Raw genomic sequence first — 13403 nt, 5'->3', positions numbered from 1 at the left:
CCGATTCAAATTCGGTTTACCTAGTGGTTTTATTGTACCAAAGGATGTGATAGAAAAAAAGGGAAACTTGAGTTATCTACAATTTAAAAAGTCAAAAGCTTTAAAACTAACTTACAGCCGATTGGCTCACAAAAGTATAGCAGGGGATTTCTTTAACACAAAAAGACTTCGTTTATTTTTCCGTCATAAACCGTTCACTTGTTACAATATCAAGCACTTAATAATCAGATTCCCTATAAATATCCTCTGCTTCGGGAACAGATTTCGTATCAAATTCGCCATAAATGGCTCGCACCAATTCATGTATTTTTTCATCATCATAGCCTAGCTTTTTTGCCCCTGCAATCGCATAACCTAAATACGCTTGATTGCTCCATTCGTTTTCATTTCCTAACGCATTCCAAACAATTTCACGTAAAAATTTTGAACGATTTCCTTGCGCTTTTTCATCTAACCATTCCCAATTTTCTTGTGAAAGAGTTAGCGAAACTTTTTTTGTTATTCCCAAAGATGGACGGCCAACTTTACCCAGTTCACCATAAAAAAAGAGTAGCGAAATGCTACTCTTTTATTTTTTTCGTTATTCATCTTCACTATAATTAACGTCAATAATAACTTCTGTATTTTCTACTGAAAAGTTTACATTCCACCTAGGATGTATTTTAACTTTATTACTCTCGTTAAACTCTAGCATTCCATGTATTTCATCATTATTTTTGGAAATAAAAATAACTCGTTTCATTTCCTCATTAACATAAACATTAATTGACTTATGATACTTAAGTGTAAAACCATTAAAAATCATATTTTTCATAAATAAATTCACTCCCACTTATCACTTTGATAAAACTTTCCCGTTTTTATTTAAAGATGCTTTTCTCTTTCCACTTTTCTTTAATTTCCATGCACGTCCGCCATGCCCCGCTGTATCCTTTTCTACTGACCACTTTCCATTTTTAAAAGTACCAGATTTTTTATTAAGAGGAGTATTACCATGCTTATCCTTAAAAGAACCCAATTTTACTTTTCCTTTTGAATCTAACAAGGATTTCGGTATCCCGTAATTAGAAGAAATTACCCTTTTTGGATCATTAAAATAATTGGAAACAGTTTTATACAACCAGCTTCCAGCCTTGATTGTTACCCCGCCAACTACTATTGCACCAGTCGCTAGTAATGTAACTTGTCCCACACCAGGAACGAAATAAATAGCAGGAGCTAATGCAAAGAAAGGTCGAACAGATGAACCATCATTATCATAAACATCATCTAATACAACAATTTCGGCTGATTTCAAGTATTCTTCAAACTCTTCTGGACTATAAAATTTATCATCTATTAAAATACCATCTTCTAAAATCACAAGGTTAGAATCATCATTTTGGTTAACGCTTTCTTTATCATTTTTTAACTCAGAAGCTTTCACACTAGACAATCCTGACGTTCCCAATGTTGAAAAAACTAAAATAAAAGCTAAAAAAAACATAAAAGCATTTTTCATCCACTTCATGTTAAACACCCCTTTAAATTTTGATAAAAATATTTTTTAACTTACCACGTTAATTATAATTAAACAATAATTTCCAGTCTATTATTTTATAAAATAATTCCTACGCTCCCAGTTCCACATGGCAATGATGGAATAGCTATCTTCGTCGGCTTTTTCATCATCATCTGTATGAATCAAATCGCCATCTTCGGCATCATCTAAATTTAATTTTTTATGAATTTCTTTCAGCAGTCCACCGTACGAAATTAATCGTTTTCGGTATAAACCCTCTTCCAAATCGGATAAGCGTTTCAAGTTTTTTTCTTCATCATCTGTCATAAAATCCAACAGAAATTCGGTTCATTTCGACTCAAAAAAGAGGGAGACCAACTGGTAAAAATCAACAACTATGGATAAGTGATTTTCCCATCATCAAAGAGTAAGAGATATAAATTTACTCTTCATGGCTGTTAAAATTTTGGATTCCTTTCAAAAATAAATCGTAAGCGTTATAATAAGAAAGATATCGATAAGGATGATTCATGTTCATAAAAATGATTTGTACTGTTTTTATTTTAACGGTTAAAAATCTGTAGAAAGGAGTATATGATGGAATTTCCCACTATAGGGGCGAAAATTGAAATTCAAAGTTATAAGCATAACGGAACTCTTCATCGTGTATGGGAAGAGTCAATCGTTTTATCTGCAAGTTCAAAGGAAATCATTTGTGGAAATGACCGGATCTTTGTAACGGAATCAGATGGACGGAAGTGGCAAACGAGAGAACCAGCGATTTGCTATTTTAGTGCACATCATTGGTTTAATGTAATCGGTATGATACGGGATAATGGCATTTATTATTATTGTAACATGGGTTCCCCGTTTACATGGGATCGTGAAGCGTTAAAATATATTGATTACGATCTTGATGTGAAAGTTTTTCCTGATATGACGTATGAAGTTCTTGACGAAGATGAGTATGAAGAACATGCGAAATTGATGGAATATCCGAAAGTACTTGATACGATATTGCACAATCATCTCGCAGAAATAAAAAGTTGGATTAACCAGCGGAAAGGACCATTCGCTCCAACATTTATCGATAACTGGTATGATCAATATTTGTTATACCGGTAAGTGAACTCGATAAAGACTAAGCAAGCTTTGATTTAGCTTCATTTTCTTGTATGAATCACTACATATCTGCAAACGGCTTGTATCCTTTCAATTCAGTATAGCAGGTGGTGCGTATATTCATATGATTTGAAAGCATGGTGATTTTTTTGGGAAGCATTCGCCGCTATTTAATTTTTGTCAAACCTTATAAAAAAGAAATTGCAATTACAATTGTTATTGGAATTTTAAAATTTGGAATCCCGCTCTTAATTCCCTTACTTTTAAAATATGTTGTTGATGATATTATTGGAGCCGATTTATCATCTTCGGATAAAATTGAACAACTCATATGGGTAATGGGGATTACTTTTTTTGTGTTTGTTATTTTACGCCCACCAATTGAGTATTACCGTCAATATTTTGCTCAGTGGACGGGAAGTAAAATTTTGTATGACATTCGAAAGCAACTTTTTGATCATATTCAAAGATTAAGCTTGCGTTTTTATTCGAATAATAAAGCAGGAGAGATTATTTCTCGGGTTATTCACGATGTGGAACAGACAAAAGCGTTCGTCATCACTGGGTTAATGAACGTCTGGCTCGACCTTATTACGATCGGGATTGTCGTCATCATTATGCTAACGATGAATGTCTGGTTAACACTCGTTGCGGTTTGTTTGCTACCTTTCTATGGATTTGCGGTTAAGTATTTCTATCAGCGTTTACGAATGTTAACGCGGAAACGTTCGCAAGCGTTAGCGGAAGTTCAAGGGCATTTGCATGAACGTGTTCAAGGCATGCCTGTAATTCGCAGTTTCGCGCTCGAAGATCATGAGCAAGAAAAATTTGACGAACGGAATAAAAATTTTCTCAACAAAGCGATCGATCATACAGTTTGGAATGCGAAGACATTTGCTGCTGTGAATACAATTACAGACGTAGCGCCACTTCTCGTTATCGGTGTTGCCGCTTATTTCGTTATTGATGGACAACTGACAATCGGTGCAATGGTTGCATTTGTCACGTACATGGATCGGCTGTACAATCCGTTGCGTCGATTAGTAAACTCATCAACGACGCTCACACAATCCATCGCTTCGATGGATCGCGTATTTGAATTCGTCGATGAAAAATATGATATTGAAGATACCGAAGAAGCTGTTGAATTGATGAACGTTCGGGGTCGTGTAACTTTTGATAACGTCTCTTTTTCGTATAATGCAGATGATGTCGAAGTGTTGAAAAATGTTTCGCTTGACGTTAATCCAGGTGAAACAATCGCACTTGTCGGAATGAGCGGAGGTGGTAAGTCGTCACTCGTTAGTTTAATTCCACGTTTTTATGATGTGACAGACGGTCGAATTTTAATTGACGGTACGGATATCCGCGCTTATAAAGTTCGGAGCTTGCGTGACAAAATAGGGATGGTGTTGCAAGATAACATTTTGTTTAGCGAATCAGTGAAATTTAATATAAAAATGGGAGACCCGGATGCAACTGATGAAGAAATGATTGAAGCGGCTAAAGCAGCAAACGCACATGATTTTATAGAACAACTTCCACAAGGCTACGACACACCGGTCGGTGAACGAGGGGTAAAACTTTCTGGTGGTCAAAAGCAGCGAATTGCAATTGCACGAGTTTTTTTGAAAAATCCACCACTCTTAATTTTTGATGAAGCCACGTCTGCACTTGATTTAGAAAGTGAAGCACTTATCCAAGAAGCGCTCGAAAAGCTTGCGAAAACGAGAACGACATTTATCGTCGCACATCGGCTCTCAACAATTACACATGCTGACCGCATCGTTCTCATCGAGCACGGTGAAATTAAAGAAATCGGAACACATACTGAGCTTATGGTAAAGCGTGGCAGTTATTATGAGCTTTTTCAAGTACAACAATTGGAAGTATGAAGGATCTGAGTGAACCATTCGGATCCTTTTTTCAGTTGGAAATGAGTGCTAATCAATAAAGGAGTTAATTCGTGACCGCTTGAACGTTATTTTGAATGATCTGTTGAGCTACAAACCGCATACGAATTAAAAAAAGCATACCTTGAGTGATTTACAAAAGCAAAATAGGGTACAGATTCAAGTCATGAAGAAGTAAAAGAAGGATTATACCGCTTCTATGACCTGGTGAATGAAAAGAACGTAGGCGAGTTTCAGTCCGTTATCAAAACTTTTAAAAACTGGCCGAAAGAAATCTTAAACCGCTTTATATTTGGAGATAGTCATGGTTTTCTTGAAGGGATTAACAACACTATCAAAGTGTTGAAGCGTAATGCATACGAATATCGGAGATTTGATCGGTTCCGTAAAAAGATTTTATTGTCACATCAAATAAAAGATATTGGAGTTTTTATTGAATAAGGGTGAAGTGAAACTTCACTTCACCCTAACACTTGACTTAGAACCTATAAAAAAGATCCAGCTGTGGAGCTTTTTAAAAGTTTATAAGCCCTGATTTCATTCCTTTGACGACGGCACCGACTCGAGAGTCAACTCTAAGTTTATTAATAATCGAGGATACATGATGCTCGACAGTGCGTTTACTGATAATGAGAATTTCACTAATTTCGCTGTTTGTTTTGTCTTGTGAAATGAGTTTAAGTATTTCTAACTCTGTATTTGTTAATAATTGCTTTTCTTTTGTTTCAACGATCAGTTTGTTGCCTTTATGGCTTTCTCTAATTGCATTTGCAAGTTCATGTGCCGAATTTTCTTTTGAAATGAATGCATAAGCTCCTGCCTCGTAAGCAGCCTTCATATACTCATCATAATTGTAACCAGATAAAATAATAATTTTAATTTCCGGATAAATTTTTGTGATCTTTTTTGTTAATTCGATTCCATTATAATCTTTCATCCGAATATCCATGACAATAACATGGGGCTTGTCATTTTTAATGATTTTATCAAGATCAGGAGGATTATCAACGATACTGAGAATCGTTAAATCCTTCTCACCTTCGAGCAATTGTTTAATTCCAAGCATAAACATTAAATGGTCATCAACTAATAATACTTTGATTTTCATTCGATTCACCCCATTCAATTGGAACTGTAATCACAATTGAAGTTCCGAAATTTGGTTTTGATTTAATTTCTAGCACACCTTGTAATTGGTTCACTCGTTGTTGAACAGTGATTAATCCAATACTATTGCTGTCAGCAATACGTGCAAAAGTATCTTGAATGTCAAACCCAACACCATTGTCTTCAACAGTTACTTTTAATAGGTGGCTGAATTGGTCTTCTTGAAGCAATATAGAAATGAATTCTGAAGACGAGTGCTTAATGGCATTGTGTACGAGTTCTTTAATGATGCTATAAATTTGAATGGACAGTTCTTTAGTTAATACTCGATAATCCGATAAATGATTGTCCAATTCAATTTGAATATTGTGATTTTCCTCTAACTTTCTTTTCATAGCTTTAAGTGCAAGTGTGAGTCCTAAATCTTCAACAATCGCAGGATGTAAATGGTGACTCATCTCTCGAATGTCATGGATGACAGTTTTTAAGTAATTTTTAAGTTCTTCATTTGCCTTTGTATCAATTTGCTCTTGCTTGTGTAAAAAATCAATTTTATTAGATAAAAAAATTAAATACTGTAATACTTCGTCGTGCAGAAACTGAGAGAGAAATTTATCTTTATTTTCCAATTCTTTTAAAAGGACATGATTAAATTGATTTGATGCATTAAAAAGCTCTTGATTTTTTTGTAAGTGCTTTTCAAGGTGTGTCAGTGTTTGAGCACTTGAAATCAATTGTGTTGAATCATAAAGAATTTTTTTAACTTGTACGATATCTTCATTGCTAAAACTAGTAATTCCTTTTTCACGCCCTATAAAAATCCAACCTACAACGTTATGATCTGATATCAATGGATAGGTGAGAAACGTTTGATTGGGATAGGTTATAATGTTTTTCTCTTGCTCCTTGTTTATTTTTTCGAAAACATCGGTTAATTCAACTGAAGTAAATATTCCCGTTTGATGCAGAGATACGGGGATTTCATTTTGCTTCCATATAATCCATACTCCGTCAACTTCTATTGTATTTTCGATAAATTTAGTTATTAGCTTTGCACATTGCTCCATATGCTTGCTCTTAAGAAATTGATGAAAAATCATTTGTTTTTCCGTTTCAAAATCTTGAAGTTTCATGTTCCAAGATTGCCGAAATAATGCTTCAATAAATTGCTGTCCAATGTAAAATACGATAAGCCCAAATAAAAATAAAACGTTAAGATAAACAGCTTGATTCAACGAAATATGAAGTATCCTAGAACTAGAGACATAAAATAATAGAGAACATAAAATGAACAAAATAGCATATAAGATCGTTCTTTTAATGTTAATATGAAAGTGTACCATCGCATGTTTACTAAATAAATACGATAGTGTAATCGGAAGCATAATGATGCTGATTAAACTATATTGAAAAGGAACAGCTGTTAAATTAAAAAAGTATTCTGGAATTAAACTAAATAATAGGACTGGCACGAATGACACAAAAATACCATAAATTAAAATTGTAATTTGATTTCTTATTTTTGTCGAATTGTATTTTAAGTGTTGAAATAATACAATACAACAAGTGACCACACTTAGCATTATGTTTATAATAGCTGTAAAATGGTAAATTGAATTTAGTATTGGAAAGCTACTAATTAAATAGATAAAATACAATCCGATTGTTACTAATGAAAAGATGAGTGTAACGAAGCGTATGAGTTTATACGCTTTTGGTCTTTTTGTGCGCGGGAAATATTCGAAAAAGTTTAATAAAACAAATGGTGCGAATGAAACAGTAACAACTTCAATTTCTCTCGTTAACGGAACACCTAAACTTGAAGGGACTGATAAGGAAATTGCCAAAGCTGAGACAAACATGAGAAACAAATAATGTTTCATTACTTTCGTATATGGCTGTTGTCTATAGCTATAAATCCCAATAGCTAAATAAACGAACCCAATTAAAACGACGATGTAGTCAGCGGGAATAATTTTGGCTGAAATAATCTGACTAATACTATAAATATTAATACTTGTAAAAAAAGCTATTAATAAACTAGGATAAATCCTTTTCTTCATCGTTAATGACCTCTGCTGTTTATAAAAAAATATTTCTTTCATTATAGCCTATTATTGCGAATTTATGGTGAAAAGCATGTAAAGATAGGTATTTTCCGTAAGTGAAAAAGAAACAGCTGGAAGAAAACTATGCTTCCAACTGTTAACTGAGATAATCTTGTACTCTTTCTATTTCAGTTTGTTTATTTGGGAATGTTTCACAAAGCTCTTCAATTGCTTTTTTTATATATAGTTTTGAAAGGATGATGCAATAATCTTGTGCTCCCGTTTTACGAATGTAATCTCTTATTTCTTCTTTTAATTCGGTATCACCTTCAGTTAAATTGTGATATTTATGAAGTAATACACCGTTATCCTTTTCTAAACTAAATTCTATCGCTTTAATTACAGGCAATGTTGCTTTTTTATGATTTAAGTCTGTTTTAGAGTCTATAAAAATATCATTTGCATCGTTTTTAAGTTGACCTGCTATCCCGATATTCATTGCGATTCGAGATAAGCGTTGTGGGTTAGACGGATTTGCTAAAGAACAGACAAGTTGAATTAATGATGCGGATTTTTGTTCAATAACTTGAAAATAATCTTCTTCAGAAGGAATTGTTTCAGAAACAACGAGTTTAAAATCTTTCCATTGCCCATTGCAAGCAATTTTTAACTGTTTAAAAAGAGTTGAAAATCTAGCATGAGTGTTGTTAGGTGCGTGTTCAAGAAGAAGATCAAATGCATCCATTAACAAAGCGTTTGAAATTGTAATCGCTTCAGAGAGTGTCATCGTACTCATAAAACCGTCATCATCATCGACAATCTCATCGATAATATCAGTGGCTAAAATGAGGAGTTCAATAGCTCCAGCATTGGCTATTAAAGAATGATTGCACGTATGCTCATTAAAAGTTAATGAGCATACGTGCAAGTAAAATTGGCCCCAAGAAAAACTATTTTCTTGTTTGCTAAAAATTTTCCCTTTCGCATGCAATAAGTTAAATATTTGATCAATCATTTCTTGATCAAAATGACTTTTCGAAAGGTAACTTTTTAGAAATCTTTGTATGTCTTTCGTCTGATTCGTTTTTTGTTGCATTAAATCCATGGAGGTAATCTTGTCTCAATTTCAGCGCTTTTGTTGTAGTGATCTTTCACTGTTTCAAACACATCAGCTGATAATTGATGATTTGCCAAAGCGAGCTCAAAACTATTGATAGACTCATTGTTGTTAGATAGATTTTTAACAACATTCCATAGTTCTTTATGCATAATATATACCTCCTAGAATATTTTTCCTTATTATATATCAAAAAGTTCAGAAAATCTCGCATTTAATCAAAAATAGGTATTTACCGCAAGTAGAGTTTAAGGTTTTTTGCAAAAAATGACAAAAGAGACGTTCGTATTCCGTTACTTCATAGAAAATCTCAATTTTATTCGTTAGAGAAAGAAAGGTTAATAACTAACTTAGAACTAATAAAAAAAGCCCTTTTTAATATTTTAAGAGGGCCAAGGATTAGTTCTATTTATCGATTTGTGATGTTTCTTCCGGGTGATACGTATACAAACTATCAATTAGCAAATCAAGGTGTTTAAGTTGGTCTTTGTAACCGATAATCAGACCGATCGTTTGGAAAAGTTCTGTCCAATCTTCTTGGTTAAGTCGTTTCTTTTCGCTATAAACGATAAGCTGTTCAGTTAAAGCTTTTTCGCCTTTATCGATTTCTTCAAGAAATTCTTCTGAAGGTTCGTGACGTACTTTGCCGCTATATTTTAAAAGTGTGCGATCGTGGAACTGGGTTAGATAGTCGATTTGCTCTCGTAGAAGCTCTTTCATTTCTTCCGGTAAATCTAAAATGCTTTGTTCGTGAAAATGAAGGTTTTTTAGTACAGCAATCGCTTTTTCGGTCGTTGTAATCATTTGTCTAAATACGACAAGCTTTCGCCCTTTCGTATATTCGTTTTTTTTAAAATAATCTCTTTCTTCTTTATATAGTTTGTAGAAATTGTTCGTATCAATCATTTCTTCACGTAATTTTTGAATATCATCTTTTAATGCAATGTGTTCGGCATCATGTCGGATAATTAATCTCAACCATTGTGTTACGTATTCCGTGTTCGTTATAATTTTTTGGAATAGTTTCGTCTCATGCTTCGGAGGCAAAAATAGTAAATTGACGACGAAAGAACTTAAAACACCGATCATAATGATCCCTAGTCGTGATAAAGCGAATAGAAAAAAGTTTCCGTCCGTTGATGATTCCATAATGAGAATGAGCGTTACGACAGCAAGTGGAATCGTTTTTTCCATTTTCAACTTAATACTAATTGCAATAATTAAAATAGCTCCGAGACCGATGACAAATGGTTCGTTTCCGAAAGCAAGTGTGAATACAATCGCAACAATCGCACCAATGATATTCGCTTGAAATTGATCAAGGATCGTTTGGAATGAACGGTAAACAGACGGCTGAACAGCAAAAACTGCAGAAACAGCGGCAAATGTTACTGGTTCTAAGTTCAGGAGCATAGCAATATATAACGAGAGTGTAACGGCGATACCAGTTTTAAAAATACGGGCCCCAAATTTCATTCGTTAAATGATGGTTCCTTTCATATAAATTTATATTATCGATTTGTACTATACTTTCATTTACACAAAATGGCAAGAAAAAGCATCACATTGAGCGAAAAGAAAATTCAGCAGCTTCTAACGTTTTATCAATCTCTTTATCTGTATGTTCTGTTGTTAAAAACCATGCTTCGTACTTTGATGGAGCAAGGTTAATTCCTTGACTTAACATAAGCTTAAAAAAAGTGGCAAACTTTTCACTGTCGCTTTTTTCAGCTTCTGCATAATTTGTAACATCGATATCAGTGAAGAAGACTGCAAGCGCACCTTTCAGACGATTAATTGTGATTTGGATGTTATATTTGGTCGCTAGTGCACGCAAACCGTCTTCAAGTTTTTTCCCAAGGTTGTTCATTCGTTCATAAACAGATTGATCTTTTAAAATGTCCAAACAAGCTAGACCAGCGGCCATTGATAATGGATTTCCTGCCATCGTTCCTGCTTGGTACGCTGGCCCAAGCGGCGCGACTTGTTCCATAATTTCTTTTTTACCTCCGTATGCTCCGATCGGTAGTCCACCCCCAATGATTTTTCCAAGTGCTGTAATGTCTGGTTCGACCCCGACAATTTGTTGGGCGCTTCCGTATGTAAAACGAAAGCCGGTAATGACTTCATCGTATATGACAAGTGCTCCATACTGATGAGCAAGTTCATTAATTCCTTCAAGAAAACCTTCTTTTGGCAATACGATACCGAAATTGCCGACGATTGGTTCGACGAGAACAGCTGCAACTTCATCGCCCCAACGTGATAGAGCCTCCTTGAGCGCATCAAGATTATTGAAAGGTACAGTAATGACATCTTCGGCAATTGATTTTGGAACTCCAGCTGAATCTGGTGTACCAAGTGTTGAGGGGCCAGAACCAGCTGCAACGAGTACAAGATCGGAATGACCGTGATAACAACCAGAAAATTTAATAATTTTATTTCGTTTCGTGTATGCTCTAGCAACTCGAATGGTCGTCATCACTGCTTCTGTTCCTGAGTTAGTGAAACGAATTTTTTCTAATGAAGGTATTGCATTTTTTAAAGTAATCGCAAATTCATTTTCTAATTCCGTCGGTGTTCCGTATAAGACACCTTTTTCTGCTTGATGCTGAATCGCTGCAGTAATTTTCGGATGAGCATGCCCAGTAATGATCGGTCCATAAGCAGCTAAATAATCAATATATTCATTTCCATCAACATCCCAAAAGTAAGCACCTTGCGCTCGTTTCACATATGTAGGGGCACCGCCATTGACTGCTTGATATGATCGGGATGGGCTATTTACACCCCCAACAATATGTTGTAGTGCTTCTTCATGTAATCGTTGTGAATTTGTTCTATTTAGCATGAGTTTTGCCTCCTTGTTATATTCGTAACCGCATGTAGTTCTACATTAACATGTTGAATTTGAATTTTAACATATTAGATAAGAGCATTGTAATTATCATTTTTGATGTAAAAATGAAAGGCTACAGTCTATACGGAAATTTTTATACCCGCATACAATATCGTAATGATTATACCTCAAACGGAATGTTAGCGCGGGCTTTTGGTCCGTGTATTTTTTTATGATGATATTGTAACGTTTTATGATCCAGGGGATATTAATTAATAATACTAGGAGAGATTTAAGATAGTTTCAAAATGCAATGATTGCAATTGCCTTTTAAAAAAGGTAAACTAATTATAAACATTATAATAAGAGAATGTATCTATAGAAGAAGGAGAGGTGCATGACGATGTCATCAGATCTAAATGAAGCGGTTGACAAACTGAAAAGTTCAGGAGTTCGGATTACACCGCAACGTCATGCGATTTTGGAATATCTCATTAAATCAATGTCTCATCCTACTGCTGATGAAATATATAAAGCATTAGAGGGTAAATTTCCTAATATGAGTGTTGCAACAGTATATAATAATTTGCGCGTTTTTAAAGAAGTAGGACTTGTTAATGAAATGACATATGGTGATTCATCGAGTCGTTTTGATTATGTTACGACAGATCATTACCACATTATTTGTGAAAAGTGTGGCGACATTAGAGATTTTCATTACCCTGGATTAGACGAAGTTGAATCCGTCGCAGAATATGTGACAGGATTTAAAGTGGGAAAACATCGCATGGAAGTATATGGGATTTGTCCCGACTGTCAAAGCGCTTCAAAGCATTAAGAGAGTGACAAAAGCTGAGTGACGATAAAAAGTCCTCAGCTTTTTTGCATGAATCCTTTTTTACGATTGTATTTTTCGTCAAACTCTTTTCCTTCTAATTCAGGATCGAGCGTAAGCGGTTCTTTGCAGTACATACAAGCATCTACGCGTCCGAGCATTTTGGTAACTTTATTACACGAAGGACACGTTACTTGGACCGCTTTTGTCGATAACATCCCAATCCAACCGTAAACAAGTGCACTCGATAATACTGCTAGAAACCCAACGATCATGAAAAACGACATAACAAGCATTGACGTCCGAAAGAAGATGCCAATGTACATAATAGCGATACCTATAAAAATAAGCGATAATGCAAATGTTCTTATCTTGTTAATTTTGTTCGAATATTTAATAGCCACAAATCTGCCTCCTAAAGCTTTTCCGAATCAAACGATGATTTGTACGTTCTAAGTATAGCATAATTTTGAAATCGTATTAAAAACAAATACATATGTATGAAGTCGTTCAATACGCTACAATTTTAAAATGAACGTTCTGCAACAAAAATTATTCTTTTTAATTGGGCTATTATATAGGTAATGAAATTTTTATGATTCGTGAATTGAAAACAAAAAGCGAAAAATAGGTTGACGCTTATGGAGCTCCGTGTTATAGTAGAAAATGTCGCCGTAAGAAAGCGAACATCGTTGACAACATAGAAATAAGATTAATTGTTGACAGATGTAACCTGAACATGTTATGATTAAAGAGTCGCCATTTGGAGTGGCGTGGAAGAAAAAGGCTACTAAGTAGCTGATTTACCTTTGCGTCTACAAGCTTATAAACGAAGTAAGCTTTCTCGGGGCAAGGCACCAAAGATGATCATTTAAGTCATCGCTTCGTTCTTTGAAAACTAAACAAAACGCCAAGCGAAAA

The 13403-nt window shown here is 34.6% G+C and carries 13 protein-coding genes and 2 pseudogenes; 4 read left to right on the top strand and 11 right to left on the bottom strand.

What is annotated here, in order from left to right:
- Positions 1–217: 217 nt before the first annotated feature.
- The 4 genes and pseudogenes from ABU914_RS14520 to ABU914_RS14505 form a co-directional block, all read right to left on the bottom strand.
- On the bottom strand, positions 218–508 hold the full coding sequence (locus ABU914_RS14520) for a hypothetical protein (RefSeq protein ID WP_379670424.1): 291 nt from the start codon (positions 506–508) through the stop codon (positions 218–220).
- Between the two features lie 72 nt (positions 509–580).
- Positions 581–814 (bottom strand): hypothetical protein, encoded by a 234-nt coding sequence (locus ABU914_RS14515; RefSeq protein WP_379670423.1) that lies wholly within the window; start codon positions 812–814, stop codon positions 581–583.
- 21 nt (positions 815–835) lie between these two features.
- Positions 836–1510, bottom strand: coding sequence for a hypothetical protein (locus ABU914_RS14510; protein WP_379670422.1), 675 nt, complete (start codon positions 1508–1510; stop codon positions 836–838).
- Between the two features lie 81 nt (positions 1511–1591).
- Positions 1592–1834: pseudogene (locus tag ABU914_RS14505) on the bottom strand (protein rep); the annotation flags it as partial.
- Between the two features lie 264 nt (positions 1835–2098).
- On the opposite strand from ABU914_RS14505, the gene ntdP reads away from it, so the two are divergent.
- From ntdP to ABU914_RS14490, 3 genes and pseudogenes are all read left to right on the top strand, one after another.
- Positions 2099–2626 carry a nucleoside tri-diphosphate phosphatase gene (ntdP, locus tag ABU914_RS14500; RefSeq protein ID WP_379670421.1) on the top strand — a complete coding sequence of 176 codons (528 nt, stop codon included), beginning with the start codon at positions 2099–2101 and terminating at the stop codon, positions 2624–2626.
- 134 nt (positions 2627–2760) lie between these two features.
- Entirely contained in the window at positions 2761–4518 is a 1758-nt protein-coding gene (locus ABU914_RS14495; protein WP_379670420.1) for an ABC transporter ATP-binding protein, read from the top strand.
- Positions 4519–4710: 192 nt separating this feature from the next.
- Positions 4711–4977, top strand: a pseudogene (locus ABU914_RS14490) (transposase); the annotation flags it as partial.
- A gap of 73 nt (positions 4978–5050) precedes the next feature.
- On the opposite strand, the gene ABU914_RS14485 reads toward ABU914_RS14490, so the two are convergent.
- From ABU914_RS14485 to ABU914_RS14460, 6 genes are all read right to left on the bottom strand, one after another.
- The gene (locus ABU914_RS14485; protein WP_379670419.1) at positions 5051–5644 is read right to left on the bottom strand and encodes a response regulator transcription factor; all 594 of its coding nucleotides are present in this window, start codon (positions 5642–5644) and stop codon (positions 5051–5053) included.
- Positions 5619–7706, bottom strand: coding sequence for an ATP-binding protein (locus ABU914_RS14480; protein ID WP_379670418.1), 2088 nt, complete (start codon positions 7704–7706; stop codon positions 5619–5621). Before ABU914_RS14480 ends, ABU914_RS14485 begins: the two co-directional genes overlap by 26 nt.
- 142 nt (positions 7707–7848) lie before the next feature.
- Positions 7849–8796, bottom strand: a complete 948-nt coding sequence (locus ABU914_RS14475) for a polyprenyl synthetase family protein (RefSeq protein ID WP_379670417.1) — start codon at positions 8794–8796, stop codon at positions 7849–7851.
- Positions 8787–8960: a hypothetical protein gene (locus ABU914_RS14470; protein WP_379670416.1), complete on the bottom strand. Its 174-nt coding sequence runs from the start codon at positions 8958–8960 to the stop codon at positions 8787–8789. Before ABU914_RS14470 ends, ABU914_RS14475 begins: the two co-directional genes overlap by 10 nt.
- A 253-nt stretch (positions 8961–9213) precedes the next feature.
- Positions 9214–10284: an FUSC family protein gene (locus tag ABU914_RS14465; RefSeq protein ID WP_379670415.1), complete on the bottom strand. Its 1071-nt coding sequence runs from the start codon at positions 10282–10284 to the stop codon at positions 9214–9216.
- Positions 10285–10369: 85 nt separating this feature from the next.
- The gene (locus tag ABU914_RS14460; protein ID WP_379670414.1) at positions 10370–11659 is read right to left on the bottom strand and encodes a glutamate-1-semialdehyde 2,1-aminomutase; all 1290 of its coding nucleotides are present in this window, start codon (positions 11657–11659) and stop codon (positions 10370–10372) included.
- A 385-nt stretch (positions 11660–12044) separates the two neighbouring features.
- Between ABU914_RS14460 and perR the strand changes: the two genes are divergently transcribed.
- Complete coding sequence (gene perR / locus ABU914_RS14455) at positions 12045–12485, top strand: peroxide-responsive transcriptional repressor PerR (protein WP_379670413.1); 441 nt, start codon at positions 12045–12047, stop codon at positions 12483–12485.
- Positions 12486–12520: 35 nt separating this feature from the next.
- On the opposite strand, the gene ABU914_RS14450 is transcribed toward perR, so the two are convergent.
- Positions 12521–12886: a YgzB family protein gene (locus tag ABU914_RS14450; protein WP_379670412.1), complete on the bottom strand. Its 366-nt coding sequence runs from the start codon at positions 12884–12886 to the stop codon at positions 12521–12523.
- Between the last annotated feature and the right edge of the window lie 517 nt (positions 12887–13403).

The organism is Pueribacillus sp. YX66, from assembly GCF_041725775.1.
Classification (GTDB): domain Bacteria; phylum Bacillota; class Bacilli; order Bacillales; family UBA6769; genus Pueribacillus.
The sequence above is the reverse complement of the archived record's forward strand: the minus strand, read 5'-3'. Positions and strand labels throughout refer to the sequence as shown.